Annotated in this window: 24 protein-coding genes; 14 read left to right on the top strand and 10 right to left on the bottom strand. The window is 71.9% G+C overall.

Annotated features, from left to right (window positions below; genetic code table 11):
* The first annotated feature begins 16 nt into the window (after nucleotides 1-16).
* Nucleotides 17-1,369, top strand: a complete 1,353-nt coding sequence (locus ACXJKD_RS03310; protein WP_457252929.1) for a hypothetical protein — start codon at nucleotides 17-19, stop codon at nucleotides 1,367-1,369.
* The gene (locus ACXJKD_RS03305) at nucleotides 1,366-1,884 is read left to right on the top strand and encodes an NUDIX hydrolase (RefSeq protein ID WP_457252928.1); all 519 of its coding nucleotides are present in this window, start codon (nucleotides 1,366-1,368) and stop codon (nucleotides 1,882-1,884) included. Before ACXJKD_RS03310 ends, ACXJKD_RS03305 begins: the two co-directional genes overlap by 4 nt.
* On the opposite strand, the gene ACXJKD_RS03300 is transcribed toward ACXJKD_RS03305, so the two are convergent.
* Entirely contained in the window at nucleotides 1,779-3,128 is a 1,350-nt protein-coding gene (locus ACXJKD_RS03300; RefSeq protein ID WP_457252927.1) for a glycosyltransferase 87 family protein, read from the bottom strand. The genes ACXJKD_RS03305 and ACXJKD_RS03300 overlap by 106 nt on opposite strands.
* Nucleotides 3,129-3,177: 49 nt before the next feature.
* On the bottom strand, nucleotides 3,178-4,977 hold the full coding sequence (locus ACXJKD_RS03295) for an AMP-dependent synthetase/ligase (RefSeq protein ID WP_457252926.1): 1,800 nt from the start codon (nucleotides 4,975-4,977) through the stop codon (nucleotides 3,178-3,180).
* Between the two features lie 131 nt (nucleotides 4,978-5,108).
* Here ACXJKD_RS03295 and ACXJKD_RS03290 point away from each other — a divergent pair, with 131 nt between their 5' ends.
* Genes ACXJKD_RS03290 through ACXJKD_RS03265 form a run of 6 tightly spaced genes read left to right on the top strand, consistent with a single transcriptional unit; the run spans nucleotide 5,109 to nucleotide 9,533 of the window.
* Nucleotides 5,109-5,477, top strand: a complete 369-nt coding sequence (locus ACXJKD_RS03290) for a hypothetical protein (RefSeq protein WP_457252925.1) — start codon at nucleotides 5,109-5,111, stop codon at nucleotides 5,475-5,477.
* Between the two features lie 10 nt (nucleotides 5,478-5,487).
* The gene (locus ACXJKD_RS03285) at nucleotides 5,488-5,934 is read left to right on the top strand and encodes an SRPBCC family protein (RefSeq protein ID WP_457252924.1); all 447 of its coding nucleotides are present in this window, start codon (nucleotides 5,488-5,490) and stop codon (nucleotides 5,932-5,934) included.
* Nucleotides 5,935-5,982: 48 nt separating this feature from the next.
* A complete protein-coding gene (locus ACXJKD_RS03280) occupies nucleotides 5,983-7,194 on the top strand; it encodes an ArsA family ATPase (protein ID WP_457252923.1) in 1,212 nt (403 codons plus the stop codon).
* The gene (locus ACXJKD_RS03275) at nucleotides 7,187-7,744 is read left to right on the top strand and encodes a hypothetical protein (protein ID WP_457252922.1); all 558 of its coding nucleotides are present in this window, start codon (nucleotides 7,187-7,189) and stop codon (nucleotides 7,742-7,744) included. The genes ACXJKD_RS03280 and ACXJKD_RS03275 overlap by 8 nt, the downstream gene beginning before the upstream one ends.
* A complete protein-coding gene (locus ACXJKD_RS03270; RefSeq protein WP_457252921.1) occupies nucleotides 7,741-8,733 on the top strand; it encodes an ROK family glucokinase in 993 nt (330 codons plus the stop codon). Before ACXJKD_RS03275 ends, ACXJKD_RS03270 begins: the two co-directional genes overlap by 4 nt.
* Nucleotides 8,730-9,533, top strand: a complete 804-nt coding sequence (locus ACXJKD_RS03265) for an endonuclease/exonuclease/phosphatase family protein (RefSeq protein ID WP_457252920.1) — start codon at nucleotides 8,730-8,732, stop codon at nucleotides 9,531-9,533. Before ACXJKD_RS03270 ends, ACXJKD_RS03265 begins: the two co-directional genes overlap by 4 nt.
* Here ACXJKD_RS03265 and ACXJKD_RS03260 read toward each other — a convergent pair.
* From ACXJKD_RS03260 to ACXJKD_RS03250, 3 genes are all read right to left on the bottom strand, one after another.
* The gene (locus ACXJKD_RS03260; protein WP_457252918.1) at nucleotides 9,530-10,372 is read right to left on the bottom strand and encodes a hypothetical protein; all 843 of its coding nucleotides are present in this window, start codon (nucleotides 10,370-10,372) and stop codon (nucleotides 9,530-9,532) included. The two genes, ACXJKD_RS03265 and ACXJKD_RS03260, sit on opposite strands and share 4 nt — an antisense overlap.
* 104 nt (nucleotides 10,373-10,476) lie before the next feature.
* A complete protein-coding gene (locus ACXJKD_RS03255; protein ID WP_457252917.1) occupies nucleotides 10,477-11,061 on the bottom strand; it encodes a hypothetical protein in 585 nt (194 codons plus the stop codon).
* A 55-nt stretch (nucleotides 11,062-11,116) separates the two neighbouring features.
* Nucleotides 11,117-11,854 carry an alpha/beta hydrolase gene (locus ACXJKD_RS03250; RefSeq protein ID WP_457254149.1) on the bottom strand — a complete coding sequence of 246 codons (738 nt, stop codon included), beginning with the start codon at nucleotides 11,852-11,854 and terminating at the stop codon, nucleotides 11,117-11,119.
* A gap of 129 nt (nucleotides 11,855-11,983) precedes the next feature.
* Between ACXJKD_RS03250 and ACXJKD_RS03245 the strand changes: the two genes are divergently transcribed.
* From ACXJKD_RS03245 to ACXJKD_RS03235, 3 genes are read left to right on the top strand one after another with little or no spacing between them, the layout of a single operon-like run.
* The gene (locus ACXJKD_RS03245) at nucleotides 11,984-12,925 is read left to right on the top strand and encodes a 1-acyl-sn-glycerol-3-phosphate acyltransferase (RefSeq protein ID WP_457252916.1); all 942 of its coding nucleotides are present in this window, start codon (nucleotides 11,984-11,986) and stop codon (nucleotides 12,923-12,925) included.
* 13 nt (nucleotides 12,926-12,938) lie between these two features.
* Nucleotides 12,939-14,123, top strand: coding sequence for a MacS family sensor histidine kinase (gene macS / locus ACXJKD_RS03240; RefSeq protein ID WP_457252915.1), 1,185 nt, complete (start codon nucleotides 12,939-12,941; stop codon nucleotides 14,121-14,123).
* The gene (locus ACXJKD_RS03235) at nucleotides 14,120-14,821 is read left to right on the top strand and encodes a response regulator (RefSeq protein WP_457252913.1); all 702 of its coding nucleotides are present in this window, start codon (nucleotides 14,120-14,122) and stop codon (nucleotides 14,819-14,821) included. The genes macS and ACXJKD_RS03235 overlap by 4 nt, the downstream gene beginning before the upstream one ends.
* A 31-nt stretch (nucleotides 14,822-14,852) precedes the next feature.
* Here the strand turns inward: ACXJKD_RS03235 and ACXJKD_RS03230 are convergent, their stop codons facing one another.
* A complete protein-coding gene (locus ACXJKD_RS03230; protein ID WP_457252912.1) occupies nucleotides 14,853-15,413 on the bottom strand; it encodes a dihydrofolate reductase family protein in 561 nt (186 codons plus the stop codon).
* 2 nt (nucleotides 15,414-15,415) lie between these two features.
* Entirely contained in the window at nucleotides 15,416-15,610 is a 195-nt protein-coding gene (locus tag ACXJKD_RS03225) for an ATP-binding protein (RefSeq protein ID WP_457252911.1), read from the bottom strand.
* Between the two features lie 13 nt (nucleotides 15,611-15,623).
* Between ACXJKD_RS03225 and ACXJKD_RS03220 the strand changes: the two genes are divergently transcribed.
* Nucleotides 15,624-16,976 carry a class II 3-deoxy-7-phosphoheptulonate synthase gene (locus tag ACXJKD_RS03220; RefSeq protein ID WP_457252910.1) on the top strand — a complete coding sequence of 451 codons (1,353 nt, stop codon included), beginning with the start codon at nucleotides 15,624-15,626 and terminating at the stop codon, nucleotides 16,974-16,976.
* Between the two features lie 4 nt (nucleotides 16,977-16,980).
* Nucleotides 16,981-18,048, top strand: coding sequence for a threonine aldolase family protein (locus ACXJKD_RS03215; RefSeq protein ID WP_457252909.1), 1,068 nt, complete (start codon nucleotides 16,981-16,983; stop codon nucleotides 18,046-18,048).
* A gap of 4 nt (nucleotides 18,049-18,052) precedes the next feature.
* Here ACXJKD_RS03215 and ACXJKD_RS03210 read toward each other — a convergent pair whose 3' ends face one another.
* The 3 genes from ACXJKD_RS03210 to ACXJKD_RS03200 all read right to left on the bottom strand — a co-directional run bounded on the left by ACXJKD_RS03210 (nucleotide 18,053) and on the right by ACXJKD_RS03200 (nucleotide 22,371).
* Complete coding sequence (locus ACXJKD_RS03210) at nucleotides 18,053-18,976, bottom strand: DMT family transporter (protein WP_457252908.1); 924 nt, start codon at nucleotides 18,974-18,976, stop codon at nucleotides 18,053-18,055.
* Nucleotide 18,977: 1 nt separating this feature from the next.
* A complete protein-coding gene (gene pknB, locus ACXJKD_RS03205) occupies nucleotides 18,978-20,939 on the bottom strand; it encodes a Stk1 family PASTA domain-containing Ser/Thr kinase (protein ID WP_457252906.1) in 1,962 nt (653 codons plus the stop codon).
* Nucleotides 20,940-21,051: 112 nt separating this feature from the next.
* Nucleotides 21,052-22,371: a LysM peptidoglycan-binding domain-containing protein gene (locus ACXJKD_RS03200; protein ID WP_457252905.1), complete on the bottom strand. Its 1,320-nt coding sequence runs from the start codon at nucleotides 22,369-22,371 to the stop codon at nucleotides 21,052-21,054.
* A 213-nt stretch (nucleotides 22,372-22,584) separates the two neighbouring features.
* Between ACXJKD_RS03200 and ACXJKD_RS03195 the strand changes: the two genes are divergently transcribed.
* Nucleotides 22,585-23,040 carry an Rv2175c family DNA-binding protein gene (locus ACXJKD_RS03195; protein ID WP_457252903.1) on the top strand — a complete coding sequence of 152 codons (456 nt, stop codon included), beginning with the start codon at nucleotides 22,585-22,587 and terminating at the stop codon, nucleotides 23,038-23,040.
* The last annotated feature ends 10 nt before the right edge of the window (nucleotides 23,041-23,050 follow it).

Below are 23,050 nucleotides of genomic sequence, written 5' to 3'. Positions count from 1 at the left end.
TCCCTACGATGGCCGGATGACCCGGGCCACCCCTCGACGACGCGGCCCCCTGCGGGCTGGTGTCGCGGTCGCGGCAACGGCCGTCCTGGTCGTCGGGCTGCTGGCGGGGTGCTCCGACGAGGACGCTGGGACCGCGCGATCGTCGTCGGGCCCGTCGACGTCCCCGTCGGCCACCACCCAGTCGAACGCTCCCGACCCCTCCACCGCGCGCGAGGACGCCCTCACCGCCTTGCTGTCCGCCCGCGCCGCGGCGGTGCGGGCCCACGACCGAGCCGCCTTCGCGGCGACCCTGGACGACCCGAAGTCGGGGTTCGGGCTGCGCCAGCTGGCCCAGTACGACGCCCTGGCCAAGCTCCCATTGGGCGCCTTTTCCTACGGCACCCCCGAGCCCGCCCCGGAGCTCGGTGCCGACCGCGTCGCCCAGCTCGGCCCCGAGGCGTGGGTCTCCCGCGTCGCCGGACACTACAGCCTGGCCGGCTATGACACGGCGTCCCGCGAGTTCGAGTCGTACTTCACCGTCGTGCGTCGCGACACCGGGTGGCGGCTGGTCGACGACACCGACGGAGGCACCCAGGTGCAGGCCTGGGACCTGCCCGCGTTCACGGTCCTGCGCAGCCCGACGACGCTGGTCATGGGAAGCGGTCCGGCGAGCCGCCTGCGTCCCTACCTCGCCCTGGGCAACCTCGCCGTCACGCGGGTCGACGCGGTCTGGACCGCCCCGTGGAACAGCCGCCTGGTGCTCGTCGTGCCCCGCACCGCGGCCGAGATGGCCGAGCAGGTCGGCCAGGACAAGGACTCCGTCGCGCAGGTCGCTGCCGTCACGGACGGGCCGTTCGACGCCGGTGGCCGCGCGGGGGCCGACCGGGTCGTGGTCAACCCCGGTGCGTTCGCCACTCTGGAGAGGCGGGGGCAGCAGGTCGTCGTGACGCACGAGGCGACCCACGTCGCCATCCGCGCCACGACCGACCGACCGGTCCCGCTGTGGCTGTCCGAGGGAATGGCCGACTACGTCGGCTACCGCGACGTCGGGGCGACCCGCAGACAGGTCGCCGCGGCGCTCCTGGCGAAGGTCCGCGCCGGCCATGGCCCGAAGGCGCTGCCGGCCGCCGGCGACTTCGACCCGTCACGCACGACGATCGCGCCGAGCTACAACGCGGCCTGGCTGGCCGTGAACCGCATCGTCGACCGCTACGGTCGCAAGGCCCTGGTGCGCTACTACCTCGCGGTCGCCACGAAGCCCCCCGGATCGTCCTCGGCGACGCCCGACCCCGACGAGGCGGCGACCGCGGCGTTCCGCAGCGTGCTGGGCACCAGCCAGGCCGCGTTCACCAAGGAGTGGCTCGCCTACCTGCGGAGCCTGGCCCGATGACGGACCCCGAGGTGGTGCGCCGCCGCGCCGCCCGCGTGGTGGTCGTCGACGCCGACGGCCAGGTCCTGATGATCGAGGGCTTCGACCCGCACCACCCCGACGACCCCTACTGGTACACGGTCGGCGGTGGTGTCGAGCCGGGGGAGACCGACCGTGCGGCGGCGGTCCGCGAGGTATGGGAGGAGACCGGCCGCACCATCACCGTCGACGACCTCGTCGGGCCGGTCCACCACGACGAGGACGCCTTCTCCTTCGAGGGGCGCACGATCGTCCAGCAGCAGGTCTTCTACGGCTGGGTCACCGAGCGCTTCGACGCCGACCCATCCGGCTTCGCCGAGCTGGAGGTCCGGTCGACCATCCAGCTGGCGTGGATCGACCCTGCCCTGCACCGCGCTCGCGGTGAAGCGGTCTACCCCGTGGTGCTGGAGCAGCTCGTGCAGGACGTCCTGCAGGCGGCCGGGGCCAGGGCGAGCGAGACGACGACCAGGGACCCGACGAGCCAGAACTGGTTGTAGAAGGCCTGCTTGTTGACGAGGTTGGCCACCAGCAGCACCAGCGCCAGCCAGCGCAGCACGTCGGCCAGGTCGGGCTGGCGGCGCCAGACGGTCCAGCAGACGGCGGCGAGGGTGCCCAGCACGGCGACCCCGGTCACGGCGAACGGCAACGTCACGCCAAAGGTGTTGAGCGCCAACAGGTAGAGCGTGTTGGCGAACTTGATGGGGTGGAACCCGACGAGCAGGCTGATCGTGTCGTGGACGAAGTCCGGCGGGCTCGCGACGAACCACGGCGCGACCAGCACCCCGGTCAGCGCACCCGTCGCCACGGCTCGGCGCCACCCGAACGGTCGCCACACCAGCAGCACGGGCAGCAGCAGGGCCAGGTGCTGCTTGCTGGCGCAGGCGAGGGCGAGGGGGATGACCGCCCACCATGCGCGGTCGCGCTGGACCAGCACGGCCCACCACACCAGGCCCGCGAGCAGCAACGGCTCGGTCCAGGCCTGGTCGAGCTGGGTGAGCGTGCCGGGGGCCAGGACGAGCAGACCGGTGACCGCGGCCGCGGTCCAGACCCAGGCGCCCCCGGTATGCCGTGGGGCCGCGCCGCGGGCGAGCATCCAGGCCCCGGCCACCGCGACGAGCGTCCAGAACGCCAGCGCCCACCGCACGTCACCGAACAGCCAGCGGCCCGGCGCGAGCAGCACGGCCGTCCAGGGCAGGTAGGTGAAGGCGTCCTGGATGCCGGGGGATCCGGTCCAGTTCATCGCGTAGAAGTTCTCGCCTCGGCCGAGGCCGTCGGCGGCCTGCTGCAGCGTCACCCAGACGTCGATGCGGGGCCGCGGTGAGGACGTGATCGCGACGGCTGCACACGCGGCATACCCGGTCACGGCCACCACGCCGGCAGCCCAGTGGGCGCGAACGGTGTTGGCACACAAGAGGACCGCGCACGCCAGCGGTACCACGACGAAGAGCGTCGTCGCGATCGCGAGGCCGGTCGGTGCGAGGTAGCTGAACAGGGGCACCGCAAGGGTGGCCAGGGCCGAGCCGGCCAGCATCACCGCCACCGCGGGTCGGTGGAGGCTGGCCCGCCAGCCGGCCCACTGCCAGAGCGCCAGCCCCAGCGTGGCCGCGGTGAGGGCGATCACGATGGGGATGCGGTAGCGCACGACGCTCCACTGCAACGCGGTCAAGAAGACCAGCCACGCCAGCGGCAGGGCGAACGACCCCACCACGGACCGGGCGGAGGGTCCGGGGGCAGCGCGCATGGCTAGACCCTACGGGTCGGTGTCGGCCGGGACCGTGCGGGTCAGCGGGTCACTCCTTGGCGCCGGAGTAGAGCGCCTCGACCTCGTCGTGGAAGTCCTTCATGACGATGTTCCGCTTGAGCTTCAGGCTCGGCGTGAGGTAGCCGTTCTCCTCGGTGAAGTCACCCGGCAGCACCGCGAACTTGCGGATCGACTCGGCCTTGGACACCGACTTGTTGGCGTCGTCGACGGCCTTCTGGAGCTCGGCGAGGACGGTCTCGTTGGTGCGGGCCTGGTCGAAGCTGACCCCGGAGAGGCCGTTGTTCTTGGCCCAGCCCGGGTACATCTCCTCGTCGAGGGTGAGGAGGGCGCCGATGAACGGCTTCTGGTCGCCCACGACGATGCACTGGGAGATGAGGGGATGCGCCCGGAGCCGGTCCTCCAGACCTGCCGGGGCGACGTTCTTGCCGCCGGCGGTGACGAGGAGCTCCTTCTTGCGACCGGTGATCTTGAGGTAGCCGTCCTCGTCGAGCTCGCCGATGTCGCCGGTGTGGAACCACCCGTCGAGCACCGCACTCGAGGTGGCCTCGGCGTTGTTGTTGTAGGCGGCGAAGACGTTGTTGCCCTGGATGAGGATCTCGCCGTCGTCGGCGATGCGGATGCCCACGCCGGGCAGGGGGGCACCCACGGTGCCGATCTTCACGCGGTCGGGCACGTTGACCGTGGCTGGGGCGGTGGTCTCGGTCAGGCCGTAGCCCTCGAGCACGGTCACGCCGATGCCGCGGAAGAAGTGGCCCAGCCGGGTGCCCAGCGGGGCGCCACCGGACACGGCGTACATGACCTGGCCGCCCATGGCGGCGCGCAGCTTGGAGTAGACCAGCTTGTCGAAGATGCCGTGCCGGACCTTGAGGCCGAGCCCGGCCCCGCCGGTGTCCTGGGCGGTGGACCAGGCGATGGCGGTGTCGGTCGCGGTCGCGAAGATCTTGCCCTTGCCCTCGGCGGTCGCCTTGGCCTCGGCAGAGTTGTAGATCTTCTCGAAGACGCGGGGCACCGAGAGGATGAAGGTCGGCTTGAACTCGGCGAAGTCCGCGAGGAGGTTCTTGATGTCGGCGCTGTGGCCCATCTTGGCCTCGCCCGTGACGCAGAGGACCTGGATGAACCGCGCGAAGACGTGGGCCAGGGGGAGGAAGAGCAGGGTCGAGGCGCCCTCGGCCTTGACGACCGACTTGAGCTTGGTGATGGCGTTCTCGGACAGGGCGAGGAAGTTGTCGTGGGTCAGCTGGACGCCCTTGGGGCGACCGGTCGTGCCCGAGGTGTAGATGATCGTCGCGATGCTCGCGCGGTCGAGCCCGCCCTTGGCGGCCTCGAGGTCGGCGTCACCCACGTCGGCGCCCGAGCTCTTCAGCTCGGCGATGGCACCGGCGTCGACCTGCCAGGCGTGGTCGAGCCCTGGCAGCTGGTCGCGGACCTCGGCGAGGGTAGCCGCGTGGGACGGGGTCTCGAGCATGATGCCCTTGGCCCCCGAGTCGGTGAGGATCCAGGCGACCTGCTCGGCGGAGGAGGTCTCGTAGATGGGCACGGTCACCGCACCGGCAGTCCAGATCGCGAAGTCGGTCAGGGTCCACTCGTAGCGCGTCTTGCACATGATGGCCACGCGGTCACCGGGCGCGATGCCGGCGGCGATGAGGCCCTTGGCGACCGCGCGCACGTCCTCGTCGAACTCGGCCGCGGTCACGTCGATCCACCGGCTGCCCTCCTTGCGGGAGAACGCCACGCGCGTGGGGTCGGAGGCGGCGTTGCGGCCTGGCAGGTCGGCCAGGCTCCCCTCGGTCGTGGGTGGCACGAGTGGGGGTGCGACGTGTTCCTGCACGGAGTCTCCTTTGACGACGGCGTGACTGCCTCAGTGGGCGTGACTGCCTCAGTGCGCACAGACTACCCGCGGGTAGGCACGCGGGGGAGGGTCCATCCACATGCCGACGTGACGTGCGGAACACTGATCCGGTGCGCGACCACAGGATCGACATCGTCGACGAGACCTTCATCCGGGCATCGCCCGAGGTCGTGCGCGCGGGCCTGGACGACGAGAGTTGGGTGGCGCAGGTCTGGCCGCACCTGGCCCCCACGGTGACGCGGGACCGTGGGGTCAAGGGCGTGCGCTGGGCCGTGACCGGCCAGGTCGTCGGCGAGATGGAGGTCTGGCTCGAGCCGTTCCGCGACGGAGTGGTCGTCCACCACTACGTCCGGGGCCATCGGGGGCCGCGCGCACCCCGGGACGTCGCCACGCGGCATACCTTGCGGTGGAAGCGGGCGGTGCACGGACTCAAGGACCGCCTCGAAGGCGGTCCGTCGTCCGACGCCTCGGTCTTGTAGCCTTCGGCGCATGGCCGACCGCACCGAATCAAGCATCGACATCGACGCAAAGCCGGGTGAAGTCCTCGACGTCATCGCCGACTTCGAGAGCTATCCGGAGTGGGCCACCGAGGTCAAGGCGGTCAGCATCCTCACCGAGGAGGGCGACGGCTGGGCCGACCAGGTGCAGTTCACCCTCGACGCCGGGGCGATCAAGGACACCTACACCCTCGACTACGAGTGGGACGTCGCACGCAACGGCACCGGGGTCGTCTCGTGGAGCCTCGTCGAGGCCACCGTGCTCAAGGCGATGAACGGCTCCTACACCCTGGCCGCCAAGGGCAAGGACACCACGACCGTCACCTACCGCCTGGCCGTCGACGTGAAGATCCCGATGCTCGGGATGCTCAAGCGCAAGGCCGAGAAGGTCATCATCGACACCGCGCTCAAGTCGCTGAAGAAGCGGGTGGAGGGTTGAGGCAGCTCGTCGCCGCGGACTCCCGATAGCCGAGGGGTGTCGACAGCCATGCGCGTCATCCTCTTCACCGGCAAGGGCGGGGTCGGCAAGACGACCACGGCGGCCGCCACGGCCGTCAAGGCCGCTCGCGCCGGGGTCAAGACCCTGGTCATGTCGACCGATGCCGCCCACTCCCTGGGCGACGCACTCGGGGTCGCCCTGGGCGGGTCGCGCGGCGGGTCCCCGGTGGACGTCGAGCCCGGCCTGTCCGCGCTGCAGATCAGCCCGCCCCACCTGCTGGGCGAGTCGTGGCGCGTGGTCCAGGACTACCTGCTCGCCGTCCTCGACGCCGTGGGCGTCGACCCGGTCGTCGCCGAGGAGCTGACCCGCCTGCCCGGCGCCGAGGAGGTCGCGGCGCTCCTCGAGCTGCGGTCGCAGGTCGAGTCGGGCCCGTGGGACCTCGTCGTCGTCGACTGCGCCCCCACCGCCGAGACCCTGAGGCTGCTGGCCCTGCCCGAGGCGCTCGCGTGGCACCTCGAGCGCCTGCTCCCGGCCCAGCGCGGCCTGATCCGCACCCTGCGTCCGGCCGCCGCGGCGGCCGCCGGGGTGCCGCTGCCCGACCCGGCGGTGGTCGAGGCGGTCACGGGGTGGCACCGGCAGATGCGCGAGGTCCACCGCATCCTCACTGGTGAACAGACCTCGGTGCGGCTGGTCCTCACGCCCGAACGCGTGGTGATCGCCGAGTCCCGGCGCACCTGGACCTCCCTGTCGCTCTACGGCTTCGTCGTCGACGCGGTCGTCGTCAACCGGGTGTTCCCGGACGCCATCGCCGAGCAGGGCCAGCGACCCGACGCCTGGCGGGCCTCGTGGAACGCGGCCCAGCAGGGTGGGCTGGTCGAGGTGCGCGAGTCGTTCGCGGGGCTGCCGGTGGTCGTGACCCCCTACCTGCCGTCCGAGCCGATCGGGGCCGACGCGCTCGCCGAGCTCGCGGAGGCGCAGGAAGGCGGCACCGACGTCCTCGCCCCCGTCACCCACCGAGGCCTGGCGGTCGAACGGACCGACGAGGGGTTCCTCCTGGTCCTCCCGCTCCCGCTGGCGCATGCCGCCGACCTGGGCCTCCAACGCCGCGACGACGAGCTCGTCGTGACGGTCGGGGAGCACCGCCGGGTGCTCACCCTGCCGTCGGCTCTGCAACGATGCGTGGTCGAGGGTGCTTCCGTGCGCGACGGACTGCTGCGGGTGCGCTTCGTCCCCGACGAGGAGGTCTGGCCGCGTGGCTGACGACGAACGCCCTGCCGTGGGCACGGTGGCGGAGGAGGCTGCCCGCCTCCTGGACGCGCTGGGCGGCTGGGCCGCCAGTGCGCAGACCGGGTATGCCGCGCGACCGGCTCAGGCTGCGACCGCGCCTGCCGCCGACGGGTCCGGCACCGACGGGTCCGGCACCGACGGGTCCGGCACCGACGGGTCCGGCACCGACGGGTCCGGCACCGACGAGTCGGGCACCGACGAGTCCCCGGCACCCGCAGAGGGCGCCGAGTCGGCCACGCCACGCTGCTCGTCGTGCGGTGCGGAGAACGGCGTCGGGCAGGCGGTGGCCTGCCAGCTGTGCCCGGTCTGCCAAGGCATCGGGCTGCTGCGGTCGGTCCGACCCGAGACCGTCGACCGGTTGGCCGACCTCGCGGGGGCGCTCGCCGCGACGTTGAGGGACATCGCCGGCCAGCGCCGCACCGACGCCGGGACGGCGTCACCGCGGCGGTCCCAGTCCCCCTCCTCGCGGGTGCAGGACATCGCCGTCGACGACGAGGACGCTCCGGGGAGTGCGACCTCGTGAGCGGCGGCCTGTCGGTCGGGATCGACATCGGGGGCACCAAGGTCGCCGGCGGAGTCGTGGACACCGACGGCGTGGTCGTGGCGCGCGCCCGTCGCGACACGCCGCACCGCTCGACCAGCCCCGGCGTCGTCGAGGACACCATCGTCGACGTGGTCGCCGAGCTGATCGACGGCGCGGGTGACGACGTCGTCGCGGTGGGCATCGGCGCGGCGGGGTTCGTGGCCGCCGACCGGGCGACCGTGGTGTTCGCCCCCCACCTGTCCTGGCGCGACGAGCCGCTCGAGGCCAACCTGCAACGCCGGGTACCGGTGCCGATCTCGGTCGACAACGACGCCAACGCCGCGGCGTGGGCGGAGTGGAGATTCGGTGCGGCGCAAGGCGACTCGCACGTCGTGATGGTCAACCTCGGCACCGGGATCGGGGGCGCGATGATCTTGGACGGTCAGATCATGCGCGGCCGCTACGGGATCGCGGGGGAGTTCGGCCACATGCAGGTCGTCCCCGGCGGCCAACGGTGCGAGTGCGGCAACAAGGGCTGCTGGGAGCAGTACGCCTCTGGTAACGCCCTGGTGCGCGAGGCCCGGGCGATGATGACGGCCGGCAGCCCGATGGCGACGGACCTGCTCAACCTCGTGGGCGGTGACCCGTCCTCGCTGACCGGTCCGATGATCACCGAGGCGGCCCGCGACGGTGACGCGACGGCGACCGAGCTGCTGGGCGAGATCGGCCAGTGGCTGGGGATCGGGATCGCCAACCTGGCCGCGGCCTTCGACCCCGGGGTCTTCGTCATCGGTGGCGGGGTCAGCGCTGCGGGAGACCTGCTGCTCGACCCGGCCCGGACGACCTTCCGGCGTCACCTCACGGGGCGTGGCTACCGGCCCGAGGCCCGGATCGTCGCCGCGGCCCTGGGCAACGAGGCGGGGTTGATCGGCGCAGCGGACCTGGCGCGCCGCGACGCCCTCGGACGGGCCGCGGCCGAGGGCGCATGAGCACGATGCGGGTGGCGTCCTACAACCTCAAGGACTTCACCCTCGACCGGCACGCGGCAGCGCGCGTCATCCGCGCCATCGACCCCGACGTGCTGTGCCTCCAGGAGGTGCCTCGACGGCTGCTCTCGACGTGGCGCGTGTCCGACTTCGCGGCCGAGTGCGGCCTGTTCTGGTCCGGACGGCACCGCGGCAGTGGCGGGACGACGATCTTCACCTCCCTGCGCGTGCAGGTGAGCGAGTCACGGCACCACCGACTCCGGGTGGCTGCGCTGCAGCGCACCCGCGGGTATGCGGTGATCCGGGTCGGTCCGGCCGGTCACCAGCCGCTCGTGGTGTCGTCGGTGCACCTGAGCCTCGACGCCGACGAACGCGAGCGGCACGCGGGCCAGATCCTGCGGACCGTGGCCGGGGGCGGTCCGGTGCTCCTGGCCGGTGACCTCAACGAGGGGGAGACCGGCAAGGCGTGGCGGCTGTTCGCCGCGCCGCTGCGCCTCATCTCGCCCGGCGTGCCGACCTACCCCGCCAAGGCTCCCCACCGGGTGCTCGACGTCATCTTCGCCTCGCCCGAGCTCGTGGTGCTGCCGCACCGGGAGGTCGAGCTCGCGGTCGCCGACCTCGTGGCTGCCAGCGACCACCGCCCCACCTGGGTCGACGTCGACCTCGACCCCCAGGCGGTGCCGACCGCGGAGACCGAGACCGAGGGTGAGCCGGTGGTCCCCGCGTCGACCGTCGAGCGGGTCGAGCAGGTCGCTGCCGACGCAGCGGCGGCAACCGGCCCGGAGGACGACCGACCGGCCTAGGAGGCCGAACTGGGGGGCGTGGCCGACGGCGGCTCGTCGGTGGGTGTCCTCGCGGGGTCGCGCGGTGTCGCGCCGAGCATCGACAGGAGCCCGGGCAGCAGTCCGCCGGAGGTGACCAGCGGCTGCAGCGCGGCCGGGACCGGGGTGTCGGCTTCGCCCACGGCCCACGGCATCAGCGAGTCGAGCCGCGGACCCTTCACCACCTGCACGGACGGGGCGAAGGCCGTGGCCGCCTTGGTGAGGGCGGCCCGCTCGAGCCGCCCCGCGACGCCGATCTGGCGGTAGGGCATCTCCTCCCAGGACCGGACCGACTCCAGCACCGCGTCGCGGACGTCCGGCAGCCCCTCGAGCACCTGGTCGAGCTGCGCCCGCTCCGGTGCCGGAGTGGGCCGCGGGACCCGGAGCCGGACGCCGAGGGCGCGGTGTCGCTGGAGCCCGGTGAGACCCACGCGACGCTCTACGGCCGTGAAGAAGACCAGCTCGGCGACGTTGCTCCACGGGATCGCCTCGCCGGCCCGCCGGTCCGTGCCGGCCAGCCAGACACCGCCGGCCCCCACGGAGACTGCTGGTGCGGAAGCCTGTTGGTAGCGGACCCACCCCAGGTAGCCAGGGACGGCAGCGAACAGGCTCATGATGAGGAAGCCCGGGATGGACAGGTGGGCCAGGGCGAAGACCGCTCCGACGGCACCGACGAGGGACACCACGATGAGGAACAGGATGTCGACGACCGGGCCGGTGACCCCCGTGACCGGGCCGCCGCGAGTGACGGACTCGGGTGGCACGAGGTCGCGGGCGCGCATCCACGACACCTGGGTCTTGACCGGCCTGATGCTCTGCATGCGCGCGAAGGTAGCGCCCGGTCACGGACCCGCTGGGGCGAATGGGGACAAGTCCGGCTGAACGGGCCGGGGGCCGAGGCCCCCGAGGTCACCCCAGGCGTGCGTCAGATGCGGGCGCCGTTGTCGGGGTCGTCCTCGTCGCGGGCGTGCGGCTGCCGCATCACCAGCAGGACGAAGCCCATCACGGTCAGCCCCAGCGCACCGAGGATCCACCAGTCGCTCACGTCGGGCCGGAAGAGGACCAGCCAGAGCAGCAGCAGAGGGCCCGCGACCAGGCCGACGATGATCCCCCAGAACTGGAGGTCCTCCTGCGGCGGCAGGGGAGCGGTCGGCCCGGGCTCGAAGTGGTCGTCGTCGACGTCGGCGAGGTCGCGGAGCTCCACCGGGTCGGGGGACTCCTCGCCTGGCTCGGGCTCCGGGATCTCGGCACCGCGCCAGACGACGAAGGGCCGGGTCGGTGGCGGGTTGGTGTTCGACCGCAGCGGAGGGTTCACACCGGGCCCGAGAGCCTGGGGGGAGTCGCCGGGCGCGGTCGGCCCGTCGCCCGTCGCCGGGTCGGTCCGCACGTCTGTCCCGGCATCGGTCTCCGCGGTCGCGGCAGAGCCCTCCGCGGTGTCGGGCAGCGACTCGACCTCGTCCCAGCGCGCGATGATGTCCGCGAACTCGGCGTCGACGTCGCGGTCGCTCATGGATGCCCCTTGGTCTGGATCGGACGACTGGCCGGCCGGCGTGGGACCGGCACGATCAGGTCAGCCGCTCGATGAACTGCACCGACTCGTCAAAGATACGTGGCGCGTCGTGGTCGAGGGTAGCCACGTGGTAGCTGTCGTGGAGCAGGATCTCGGTGGAGTCCTCGCTGGAGATCCGGGCGAGCACCAGCTCGGAGCTCGACGCCGGCACGACGTGGTCCTCCGCGGAGTGCAGGAGGAGCACGGGTTGGGTGACCTCGGGCAGGTCGCGGATGACGTTCTTCCACGCCGTGAACTGCGAGTGAGCCGCCTGCACCGGCGACCGGCCGTAGGCCAGCTCGACCACTCCCGGCTTCTTGATGTCGCTGGCGATGGGGGCGACGCTGGGCACGACGTGGCGCAGCAGCGGCACCAGTCGCACCCGCCAGTCGTCGAACTTCACCGCGGGGTTGACCAGGACCAGGCCGGACACCCGGGGCCCGTGCTCCTGGGCGAGCGCGAGCGCCAGGGCCCCACCCATCGAGAGTCCGCCGACGAACACCCGGCCACACCGCTCGTGGAGCTCGCGGAACGCGGCGTCGGCGACGGCATACCAGTCCGGCCAGCGGGTGCGGTTGAGCTCCTGCCACGTCGTCCCGTGACCCGGCAGTCGGGGCACCCGCACCGTCCAGCCGCGGCCGGCGAGGTGTTCGGCCCACGGGCGCACGGCCTGGGGAGTGCCGGTGAAACCGTGGAGCAGCAGGACCCCGGTGTCGGTTCCGTCGTGGGAGTACGGCTCGGCGCCGGGAAGCACGGACAACGGGGCTCCTGGGTGACTCCGGGGTCGGACGGGGGGATCCGACGATGGCGCGCATTCTCGCACGGTGCCGCGGGGACTCCCTCGGTACCGTAGAGTTCACGGCGTCACTTCGGAGGTGTGCTGGTGTTCTACTGGGTGCTCAAGACGGTCGTTCTTGGCCCGATCCTCAAGCTGCTCTTTCGCCCGTGGGTCGAGGGCGAGGAGAACATTCCCGACGACGGCGCCGCGATCTTCGCGAGCAACCACCTGTCCTTCTCCGACTCGATCTTCCTGCCGCTGGTCGTCCCGCGCCGCATGACGTTCCTGGCGAAGTCCGACTACTTCACCGGTCGGGGCCTCAAGGGTCGCGCGACGGCCGCGTTCTTCCGCGGCGTGGGCCAGCTGCCCGTCGACCGCTCCGGTGGTCGGGCCGGCGAGGCGGCACTGCGCTCGGGGCTGAAGGTCCTGCGTCGGGGTGAGCTGCTCGGCATCTACCCCGAGGGCACCCGCAGCCCCGACGGACGGCTCTACCGTGGCCGCACCGGTGTCGCGCGGATGGCCCTCGAGGGCGGCGTCAAGGTGCTGCCGGTGGCGATGATCGGCACCGACAAGGCCCAGCCCACCGGCACCAAGATCCCCAAGCTGATCCGGATCGGCGTCAAGATCGGCAAGCCGCTCGACTTCTCGCGCTACGAGGGCATGGAGGACGACCGCTTCGTCCTGCGGTCGATCACCGACGAGATCATGTACGAGCTGATGCTCCTGTCCGACCAGGAGTACGTCGACATGTACGCCACGTCGATGAAGGACCGCATCGTCGCCGCCGCGAAGACCAAGGCGCGCGAGCTCCAGGAGGCCGCCCTGCCGGGCACCGCCGCCAAGGAGCTCGAGGAGGCGCTCGACGCGCAGGACGACGAGTCATCGCGCAAGGTGCGTCCCAGCGTCGACGACGCGGTCGGCGACATCGACGAGCTGACCGCCCGCGACGACGTCCGTGCCGAGGCCGGTGCCGACCCGCTCCACGTGGAGGACTCGGGCGACAAGGCCTCCGACGAGGTGCCCCCGGGCGCCCGCGCGGCGAGCTGAGGGCACCTTCCCAGTGGCGCGGCACCTGAGCCTGTCCGCGCGCCGGGACGTCGCAGTGCCGGGTTCGCAACCCGAGGTGGTGTCGGCGTTCTGGAAGGGCATCGACGTCTTCCGGCCCCTGGCCCTGGCGTATGCCGCGTACTCGCTCTGGGACCGCCCGCACGACCTGGTGCGGCCCACCCTCGCGTGGGCGGTGCTCGCCGTGCTGGGCGTCTGGACCGTCTTCCTCGTGTTCTACCGTCGTCGCCGGTGGTGGCTGGTGGCGGTCGAGCTGGTGCTGGCGGCGGGGGCGATCCTCGCGACCAGGCTGGTCGACACGGCTGCCGCGATCGAGGCGGGGAGCCGCACCCTGCCCACCTTCTGGCCGGCGGCCGGAGTGGTCTCGGCGGCCGTGCTGCTCGGTCGCAAGGGCGGCCTGGCGGCGGCCGTCTTCATCGGGGTCGTCGACGTGGTCGAGGTCGGCCGCGCGACGCCCAACACCATCAACAACATCGTCCTGCTCCTGCTCATCGGGACGCTCATCGGCTACGCCTGCGACCTGGCCCGCGAGGGCCACGCCAAGCTGCGCGAGGCGCTCGCCCTCGAGGCTCGGGTGCGCGAGCGCGAGCGGCTGGCCCGCACGGTACACGACGGCGTCCTGCAGACCCTTGCCTTCATCAACCGGCGCGGCACCCAGCTCGGCGGCGAGTCCGCCCAGCTCGGCGCCATGGCCGCCGACCAGGAACGGCTGCTGCGCGCGCTCGTCAGCGGGACGTCGCCGGCCGACACCGAGGCGACCGTGTCGGGCGACGTCGACCTGCGCCAGCTGCTGGGGCGCTACGCGGGCGGCAAGGTGCACCTCGTCGCGCCCGCCGACCCCGTGCTCGTGCCGCCGCGGGTGGCGGGTGAGCTGGTCGCGGCAGTGGGTGCCGCGCTCGACAACGTCCGCGTGCACGCGGGAGAGGACGCCGAGGCCTGGGTGCTCGTCGAGGACGACGGCGACGAGGTCGGCCTGACCGTCCGCGACAACGGTGTGGGTATGCCGGCGGGTCGCCTCGAGGAAGCGGCCGCGGCCGGGAGGATGGGCGCGTCATCGAGCATCCGGGGTCGGCTCTCCGACCTGGGTGGGACGGCGGAGTACGCCGGACGTGAAGGTGCCGGGGTGACCGTGCGGATGCGGGCGCCGAAAGACGGCGGACGAGACGAAGGAGCGCGATGAGCGAGCAGGAGCAGCCGACCGGCGACGCGGGGGTGGAGCCCGCGCGGGAGCCGAGCGTGGTGGTCGCCGACGACCACCCGTTGTGGCGTGACGCCGTGGCCCGCGACCTGGCCGAGGCCGGCATGGCGGTGCTCGCCACCGCCGACGACGGACCGTCCGCGGTCAACCGCACCAAGGCCACCCGTCCGGACGTGCTGGTCCTCGACCTCAACCTGCCGGGGATGCGCGGCCACGAGGTGTGCGCGGCCCTGGGTTCGCTGCAGACGAGGGTGCTGGTGCTCTCGGCGTCGGGCGAGCAGCAGGACGTCCTCGAGGCGGTCAAGGCCGGCGCGACCGGCTACCTGGTGAAGTCCGCCTCGCGGGAGCAGATCGTCGAGGCCGTCCGGGCGACGGCGCGCGGCGAGGCCGTCTTCACGGCCGGCCTCGCAGGGCTGGTGCTCGGGGAGTTCCGCAAGCTGTCGACGCAGCCGCAGACGGACCCGTTGCGGCCGATCCCCGAGCTGACCGAGCGGGAGACCGAGGTGCTCAAGCTGGTCGCGACGGGCATGTCCTACAAGGAGATCGCGTCCGACCTGTTCATCTCCCACCGCACCGTGCAGAACCACGTGCAGAACACGCTGGGCAAGCTGCAGCTGCACAACCGGATCGAGCTCGTGCGGTTCGCCATCGCGAAGGGCCTCGACACCCCGGAGGCGTGACGGTCCCGGCGGTCGTCGGGGAGGACTGCTGTCAGCGGGAGTCGCCGGCCCGGCGGTACTGCTCGTACGCGACCCCGCCACCGAAGGTGCGCGTCTCGGCGAGCTCGAACCGCACGAGGTCGGTGACCGGCGGCAGGTGGGGCGTGCCGCCGCCGACGACGACCGGGTAGCGGAACACCCGCAGCTCGTCGACGAGGCCCAGCTCGAAGGCCTGGCCGGCCAGGTCTGCCCCGCCGATGGAGACGTCCCGGTCGGTCTCGCCGACGGCTCGGGCCACCTCCTCGAGCACTGTGCCCCGGGCGACCCGGGCGTTGCCCTGCACGGCGTCGAGGGTACGGCTGAAGACGACCTTCGGCAGCGCGCACCAGACGTCGGCGAACGCCGCACCGTCCTCGGTGTCTCGCAGGGAAGGGTCGGTCTCCCAGACCAGCATCGTCTCGTATAGCCGGCGGCCCAACAGGTAGGCGCCGAGCTTGCCGACCTCGGCGAGGTGGAAGCGGAACAGGTCGTCGTCGAGCGCGCCCCAGCCGAAGTCGCCCACCCGGTCGTTGATGAAGCCGTCGACCGAGACGCCTATGGAGTACATCAGCATGGCTACCGGCTCCTTGCCGTGGTCGGGAGCTCCACGGTGGTCCGCAGCCCACCGTCCGGTCGGGGGCTGAGGGTGAGGGTCCCGTCGTGGGCTCGGACGATGCTGTCGACGATAGCCAGTCCGACCCCGGCGCCGTCGCGACAGCGCCGGTCGTGACCGCGATCCGAGCCGCCTGCCCACCCGCTGGGGACGCGCACCTATCCTTGACCGGTGAGCACCACGCAGCACCACGACGCCCTCGCCAGCCTCGCGGCCGGCGCAGCCCTCCCGGCCGCCCAGCAGCCGGAGTGGCCCGACGCCGCCCGCCTGTCCAGCGCCGTCGCCGAGCTCGCCTCGTATCCGCCGCTGGTGTTCGCGGGGGAGTGCGACGTCCTCAAGTCGCGGATGGCCGCCGCCGCGCGTGGTGACGCCTTCGTGCTCCAGGGTGGCGACTGCGCCGAGACCTTTGCCTCGGCGACGGCCGACAACATCCGCGACCGCGTCAAGACGATCCTCCAGATGGCGGCCGTCCTCACCTATGGCGCGTCCGTCCCGGTGGTCAAGGTCGGCCGGATGGCGGGGCAGTACGCCAAGCCGCGCAGCAGCGGTGCCGAGACGCGCGAGGGAGTGAGCCTCCCGGCATACCGCGGAGACATGGTCAACGACTTCGAGTTCACGCTCGAGTCGCGCACGCCCGACCCCCAACGGCTGGTCAAGGCCTACCACGCGAGCACGGCCACCCTGAACCTCGTCCGCGCCTTCACGCAGGGTGGCTTCGCCGACCTGCGCCACGTGCACGACTGGAACCGCGGCTTCGTCGCCAACGCCGCCAACAGCCGGTACGAGCGGCTGGCCAAGGACATCGACAAGGCGATGAAGTTCATGCAGGCCTGTGGCGCCGACTTCGACGCCATGCGCACGACCGAGTTCTTCTCCTCCCATGAGGCCCTGCTCCTCGACTACGAGCGTCCGCTGACCCGGGTCGACAGCCGCACCGGCGAGCTCTACGACACCAGTGGCCACTTCATCTGGGTGGGGGAGCGCACCCGCGACATCGACGGGGCGCACATCGACTTCGTGTCGAAGGTGCTCAACCCGATCGGCGTCAAGCTGTCGGCCAAGGCAGAGGTCGACGACGTGCTGCGCCTCATCGACAAGGTCGACCCCGACCGCGAGCCCGGCCGGCTCACCTTCATCACCCGCATGGGTGCCAAGACGGTGCGCGACGCCCTGCCCACCCTGGTCGACAAGATCACCGGCAGCGGCGCCCAGGTCACCTGGATCTGCGACCCGATGCACGGCAACACGTTCGAGTCCGCCAGTGGCTACAAGACGCGCGACTTCGACGACGTCGTGGAGGAGGTGCGCGGGTTCTTCGAGGTCCACCAGGGGCTCGGGACGGTGCCCGGTGGCATCCACGTCGAGCTCACCGGCAACGACGTCACCGAATGCCTCGGTGGGGCGGAGAAGATCCTCGACGCCGACCTCAACAAGCGCTACGAGACGGTCTGCGACCCACGGTTGAACCACCAGCAGAGCCTCGAGCTCGCGTTCCTCGTCGCCGAGATGCTGGCCAAGGACTGACCGTATGCCGCCCACCGCACCTGCCGTGCACGTCGACCTGCTCTCCGACACCCTCACCCAGCCCACCGAGGCGATGCGTCGCGCCATGGCCGACGCCCCGGTCGGCGACGACGTCTTCGGCGAGGACCGCACGGTGCGTCGGCTCGAGGAGCGGGTGGCCGAGCTGCTCGGCCACGAGGACGCCCTCTTCGCGCCGACCGGGTCGATGGCCAACCAGCTCTGCCTGCGGCTGCACGTCGCCCACGGCGAGGAGCTGGTCGCCGACTCGCTCGCGCACGTCCTGCGTGCCGAGATGGGCGCTGCCGCAGTGCTTTCCGGCATCTCGTCGCGGTCGTGGGTGGCCGAGCACGGACTGCTCGACGCCGCGCAGCCGCTGGCGCTGATGATCCCCGACGGCGGGACCTACCAGGTCAACACCCGGCTGGTCGTCGTCGAGAACACCCACAACTTCGGCGGTGGCACGGTCCAGCCCCTCGACCAGATCGAGGCCCTGCGCTCGGGCACCCGGGACCGCGGAGTCGCGATGCACCTCGACGGCGCCCGCCTCTGGAACGCGCACGTCGCCACCGGTGTCCCGCTCGACACCTACGGCCGGCAGTTCGACACCGTCAGCGTCTGCCTGTCCAAGGGCCTCGGCGCACCGGTCGGCTCCGTGCTGGCCGGGTCCCGCGACCTGATGGCCAGCGCCCGGATCTGGCGCAAGCGGTTCGGCGGTGGCATGCGCCAGGTCGGCATCCTCGCGGCAGCCGGCCTCCACGCCCTCGACCACCACCTCGAGCGGCTGGCCGACGACCACGCCCGGGCCCGCCGGTTCGCCGAGGCGGCGGCCGCGGCGGTCCCCGGGTCGATCGACCCGCAGCGGGTGCAGACCAACATCGTCGTGCTCGACGTGGCCGGTGCCGGGTGGACGCCCGCGGCGTTCGTGGCGGAGGCGGGCCGACGCGGCATACGCCTCTATCCGGTGAGCACGACGGCGGTGCGCCTGGTCTGGCACCTCGACGTCGACGACGCCGGCACCGACCGCGCCATCAGCGAGCTCGTCCCGCTGCTGGCCGACGGTCCCTCGAGCTGACGCGTCAGACGTCGTGGTGGAGCAGCTCGGCCGGCCGGTCCTCGGCCGCCGTGGCACCCGGCGGCCCGGAACGCCGTCCCAGGAGCTCCACCACGTACATCGCCGTCAGCACCATCGCGCCGCCCACCACCATCCGGGAGGTCAGCGACTCGCCACCGAAGAGCACGGCGAAGAACGTCGCGAAGACCGGCTCCATGGTCATGACGATCGCCGCGCGGGTCGCCGGAAGGTGCGACTGGGCCCAGGTCTGGGCCCACAGGGCCACGGCACCGGCGATCAGGGCCATGTAGAGCAGCGAGGTCCACTGCCCGCCGGTCGCCGGAAGGGTGATCCCACCGGGCAGGGCCGCCACCAGGGTGACCGCCGCGATGACGAAGGCCTGCACGGTGGCCAGCCCAGTGGCTGACTCCGCGGTGGAGTAGCGCCCCAGACCGACGATGTGCAGGGCGTAGAGGGCTGCGGAGGCCAGCGTCACCGCCTCGCCGTAACCCACGGTGAGCCCCCGCAGCGACAGGACGGCCAGTCCGGCAGTCGCGAGGAGCACCGCCAGCCAGCTCGTGCGGTTGATGCGGTCGCGCAGCAGCAGCGCCCCGAAGACGGGGGTCAGCACGACGTAGGTGCCCGTGACGAAACCCGACACGGACGCGGGGGTGTGTTCGAGGCCGATCGTCTGGAGCAGCTGGGCCAGGCCGTAGAGGACGCCGAGGCCGACCCCGATGAGGACCTCGCGACGGCTCAGCGCAAGGGTCTGGCGCCGGAAGAGCACGGCCATGACGACCGCTGCGATCGCGAACCGGACGGTGAGGAAGTCGGCCGAGGGGACGTGGGTGACGAGGTCGCGGATGAGGAAGAAGGTCGAGCCCCACACCGCGGTGACCGAGACGAGCAGCAGCGTCGCGAGACGGCTGGCGGTCAGGCGGCTGGACACCTCAGACGATGACGAGCTTGATGGTGCTGCCCTTGGGCTGTTCGGTGTTGGCCCCGGGCTCCTGGCTGCGAACGGTGCCGAAGATGCCGCCCATGAAGCGCTCCACCACGACCTTGAACCCGACGCCCTCGAGGATGGCCTTGGCCTCGGCCTCCTGCTTGCCCTGCACGTCAGGCACCTTCACCAGCACCGGGCCCTTGGAGACCACGAGCTTGACGGTGTCGCCCTTGAAGAGGGTGCCGCCGGCCGGCGACTGGGAGATCACGTTGCCCTTGGCCACGGTGTCGCTGTTGGCCTGCTCGGTCGCGTCGACCTCGAGCCCGGCCTTGGACAGCGCGTCGACCGCCTCGCTCGCGGGCTTGTTGGTGAAGTCGGTGACCTGGATCGGCTGCCGGCCCTTGGAGACCACGAGGTTGACCTTGCTGCCGCGCTTCAGCTGCGTGCCGACCTTCGGGTCGACCCCCACGACGAGCCCGGCGGCGATGGTGTCGTCGAAGGCCTCCTTGGAGGTGCCGACGGTGAGCTTGGCCGCGGTGATCTGGTCACGCGCCTCGGCTGCCGACTTCTTGACCACGTTCGGCACGGCATACCGCTCCGGACCCTTGGACACGGTGACCTTGACGTCGGTGCCGCGGCGGACCTCCTGGCCGGCGCCCGGATCGGTCGACATGACGATGCCCTTGGGCACCGACTCGTCGAAGCTCTCCACCTGCTCCGCGCCGAGGTGGGCGCGCTCGAGTGCGGTCTGGGCCTGCGCGAAGGTGAGCTTGGTCGTCTGCGGCACCACGGTGGGCGAGCCGGGGCCGGCCAGGAACCACCACGCGGCGAGGCCGGCGATGAGGGCGACCCCGAGGGCCGCCCAGATCCAGCGCCAGGGCCCACGCCGCTCGTCCTCGTCGTCGTAGGTGTCGACGACGCGGCCGTGCAGTACGGGGGGAGTGGTCGGGGTGCGGTCGATCGGGAGCGCGACCGGGGGCAGCGCGCGGCCGCCCTGCGCGGCATGCCGCGCCTCGTGCTGGACCGGCAGCGCGCTGGTCCGCTCGACGGCCACCGTGCTCGCGCCACCGCCGAGGGCGGCGGGGCCCTCGGGGCGCCGGTCCAGCTCGGCGGCGGTCAGCATCGCCCGCGACTTGCGCACCTCGGTGAGGAAGTCCTCGGCGTCGTGGGGCCGGTGGTCCGGGTCGCGAGAGGTGGCCAGGGCCACGAGGGCGTCGAGCTCGCTGGGCACCGAGCCCACCCGCGACGAGGGAGCCGGGATCGAGCCGTGCACGTGCTGGTAGGCGATGTGGATCGGCGTGTCACCGGTGAACGCCTTGGTGCCGGTCAGCATCTCGAACAGGATCAGCCCCGCGGCGTAGACGTCGCTGCGGGCGTCGGCGATGCCGCGCTCGACCTGCTCTGGGGACAGGTAGGCCACCGTGCCGAGCAGCACGCCGGTCTGGGAGTGGGAGGTCTGGTTGGAGACTGCGCGTGCGAGCCCGAAGTCGGCGACCTTCACGGTGCCGTCGCCCTCGCGCAGGATGATGTTCTCGGGCTTGACGTCGCGGTGGATGATGCCGCCGCGGTGCGCGGCGCCGAGCGCCTGCAGGACCGGGCCCATGATGTCGAGGGCGGCGCGCGGGGTGAGGGGACCCTCGGCCTTCATCACCTCACGCAACGTCTGCCCTGGCACGTACTCCATGGCCAGGAACATGTGGCCGTCGTCCTCGCCCTGGTCGAAGACCGACACGACGTTGGGGTGCGAGAGCCGGGCCGCGGAGCGGGCCTCGCGCTTGAACCGGCTGACGAACGCGTCGTCCTGGGCCAGGTCGTGACGCAGCACCTTGAGGGCCACGTCACGGTCGAGCCGGGTGTCGAGGGCAAGGTAGACCGACGCCATTCCACCGTCGGCAATGTGCGACAGGACGCGGTAACGCCCGTCGAACACCCGACCGAGCAACGACTCGGTGACACCTGAAGACACCCGCAAAGTGTAGGAGGTCTCGCTGGTCATCTCGCGCAGGCGGGTCCGTGGGTGGTGTCCGGGCTCACATCAGGTGCCTGAGATCCGAGGTCACCCTGGCCCACACCGGGGCTCACATCCGCCCGCGGTGCGCCTTGATGTTGGCCACGTAGACCTTGGTGTCGGCGTACATGCCGTGCTGCTGCACCGAGTAGAGCCCTTGGTAGTAGCCGGCGATCGCCTGGTCGAGGTTCTTCGCCGAGCGGGTCAGCGAGCGCAGGATGACGACGCCGGCGGTGATGTTGTCCTGGGTGCGCAGCAGGTTCAGCGGGCGACCGGCCATGTCGGAGGCCCACTGTCCGGAGGAGGGGATGACCTGCATGACGCCGATGGCGTTCGCGACGGAGACCTGTCGCTGGTTCCAGCCCGACTCCTGCCACCCGACGGCCAGCGCCAGCTGGGGATCCACGCCATGACGACGTGCCGTCGCGATGATCATGGCCTTGGTCTGGCTGCGGCTGGGCACGGACGTCCTGGCCAGGGCGGCCCGGTTGCGGTTGGCCGCGTTCACCGTCGAGCTGGGATAGGTGCGCCCGGCGAAGCTGTTGGCGCTCGTCGCGCTCTTGACGGGTTTGGCCGGCACCCGCAGCCGCTGACCCGGGTGGATGACCGAGGCCGCCGACAGGTGGTTGGTCTTGAGCAGGGCCGCGAGGGTGGTGCCGTGCTTCACGGCGATGCCGCTGAGGGTGTCACCCGAGCGGACCCGGTATGCCGCGGAGCCGGCTCGCCGGGTCGCCGCCGGCGTCGTCCCGCGCACCCTGATGAGCTGGCCGGGGTGGATGACGCTGCGCGCGTTCAGGCGGTTCAGGGAGTAGACGGTCGCCAGCGACGTCTTGGTGCGGGCGGCGATGGCGCTGAGGGTGTCGCCGCTGCGCACCCGGTAGGTGGTGGTCGAGACCGTCCGGGCGCCCGGACGGCTCGCACTCGCCGCGCCGGCACCGGGGATCCGGATCTTCTGGCCGACCTGCAGGATCGAGCGGGTCGACAGGTGGTTCGCCTTGAGCAGCGCCGCGAGCGAGACGCCCTTGCGGGCGGCGATGTGGCTGAGGGTGTCTCCGGGGCGGACGACGTAGGTGGCGCGCTTGATCGCGGCGGCGCGGGCTGCCGCCGCGGCCCTCGCCCGGGCGGCCTCGGCCCGCGCCTGGGCGGCGGTCTTCGGCACCGAGAGGCGCTGGCCGATGGCGAGGTGGTTGCCCCCACCCTTGAGGTGGTTGCGGGACGCGAGCACACCCGTGGTGGTGCCGGTCCGGTCGGCGATGGCGGCGAGGGTGTCGCCACTGCGCACCGTGTAGGTGGTCCAGCCGTGCGGGGCGGGCGTGGCCTTCTGCACGACCGCGACCGGTGCCTGCAGGGTGGCCGAAGGGAGCGCTGCGGGAGCGATCACTGGAGACATCGGGGGGCTGCCTTTCGGGCGAACGGTGGGCGATCCTGCCCGCGGCGTGCGGGCCGCGAGGCTGGAGCGTCAGTCGGTGCTGGAGTTGACAGTGTGGCGACTGTGACGAATGTGAAAGGTACACCATTCGGGCACTCCCATATCGACTTACATCGATGTAATTCGCATTCTGGTGCGATTTGCTTTGCCTGCTCCTGCTGGCACTCTTGTCCCGTGACCGAACAGCCCGCGGCGTCCACCGCCCAGTCCGACTACACCGCGCAGTCCAATGACACCGCGGAGTCCGTCGACGCCGCGCAGTCCGATGCCGCCGAGCCCTCGCTCGAGACCCTGGTCGGCTCCTGGCTGACCGTCCCCGACGTCGCCGAGCGGATGGGCATCGCCCTGTCGGCCGTCCGACGGCTCATCGAGGAACGCGAGCTGCTGAGCGCACGCATCGGTGAGCGCAGGGTCGTGGCCGTGCCCGAGCAGTTCCTCCACGAGGACGTGTTCCGGCACCTGCGCGGCACCTTCACGGTGCTGGGCGACGGGGGTCTGGACGACGACGAGATCCTGCGCTGGCTCTTCACCCCCGACCCGACGCTGCGCGTCCCGGGCACGCCGGTCGACAACCTTGCCGCCGGTTTCAAGACCGAGGTGCGGCGCCGGGCGATGGAGCAGGCCTTCTAGGGCTGCCCGC

Source organism: Pedococcus sp. P5_B7, from assembly GCF_054049895.1.
Note: the sequence above shows the minus strand (reverse complement) of the source record. Positions and strands in the feature narration are given on the sequence as shown.

Excerpts from the sequence above, each read along its gene's own strand:
- ACXJKD_RS03310 (WP_457252929.1), top strand. The coding sequence starts at position 17 with ATGACCCGGGCCACCCCTCGACGACGCGGCCCCCTGCGGGCTGGTGTC.
- ACXJKD_RS03305 (WP_457252928.1), top strand. The coding sequence starts at position 1,366 with ATGACGGACCCCGAGGTGGTGCGCCGCCGCGCCGCCCGCGTGGTGGTC.
- ACXJKD_RS03300 (WP_457252927.1), bottom strand. The coding sequence starts at position 3,128 with ATGCGCGCTGCCCCCGGACCCTCCGCCCGGTCCGTGGTGGGGTCGTTC.
- ACXJKD_RS03285 (WP_457252924.1), top strand. The coding sequence starts at position 5,488 with ATGGCCGACCGCACCGAATCAAGCATCGACATCGACGCAAAGCCGGGT.
- ACXJKD_RS03280 (WP_457252923.1), top strand. The coding sequence starts at position 5,983 with ATGCGCGTCATCCTCTTCACCGGCAAGGGCGGGGTCGGCAAGACGACC.
- ACXJKD_RS03265 (WP_457252920.1), top strand. The coding sequence starts at position 8,730 with ATGAGCACGATGCGGGTGGCGTCCTACAACCTCAAGGACTTCACCCTC.
- ACXJKD_RS03260 (WP_457252918.1), bottom strand. The coding sequence starts at position 10,372 with ATGCAGAGCATCAGGCCGGTCAAGACCCAGGTGTCGTGGATGCGCGCC.
- ACXJKD_RS03255 (WP_457252917.1), bottom strand. The coding sequence starts at position 11,061 with ATGAGCGACCGCGACGTCGACGCCGAGTTCGCGGACATCATCGCGCGC.
- ACXJKD_RS03235 (WP_457252913.1), top strand. The coding sequence starts at position 14,120 with ATGAGCGAGCAGGAGCAGCCGACCGGCGACGCGGGGGTGGAGCCCGCG.
- ACXJKD_RS03230 (WP_457252912.1), bottom strand. The coding sequence starts at position 15,413 with ATGCTGATGTACTCCATAGGCGTCTCGGTCGACGGCTTCATCAACGAC.
- ACXJKD_RS03215 (WP_457252909.1), top strand. The coding sequence starts at position 16,981 with ATGCCGCCCACCGCACCTGCCGTGCACGTCGACCTGCTCTCCGACACC.
- ACXJKD_RS03200 (WP_457252905.1), bottom strand. The coding sequence starts at position 22,371 with ATGTCTCCAGTGATCGCTCCCGCAGCGCTCCCTTCGGCCACCCTGCAG.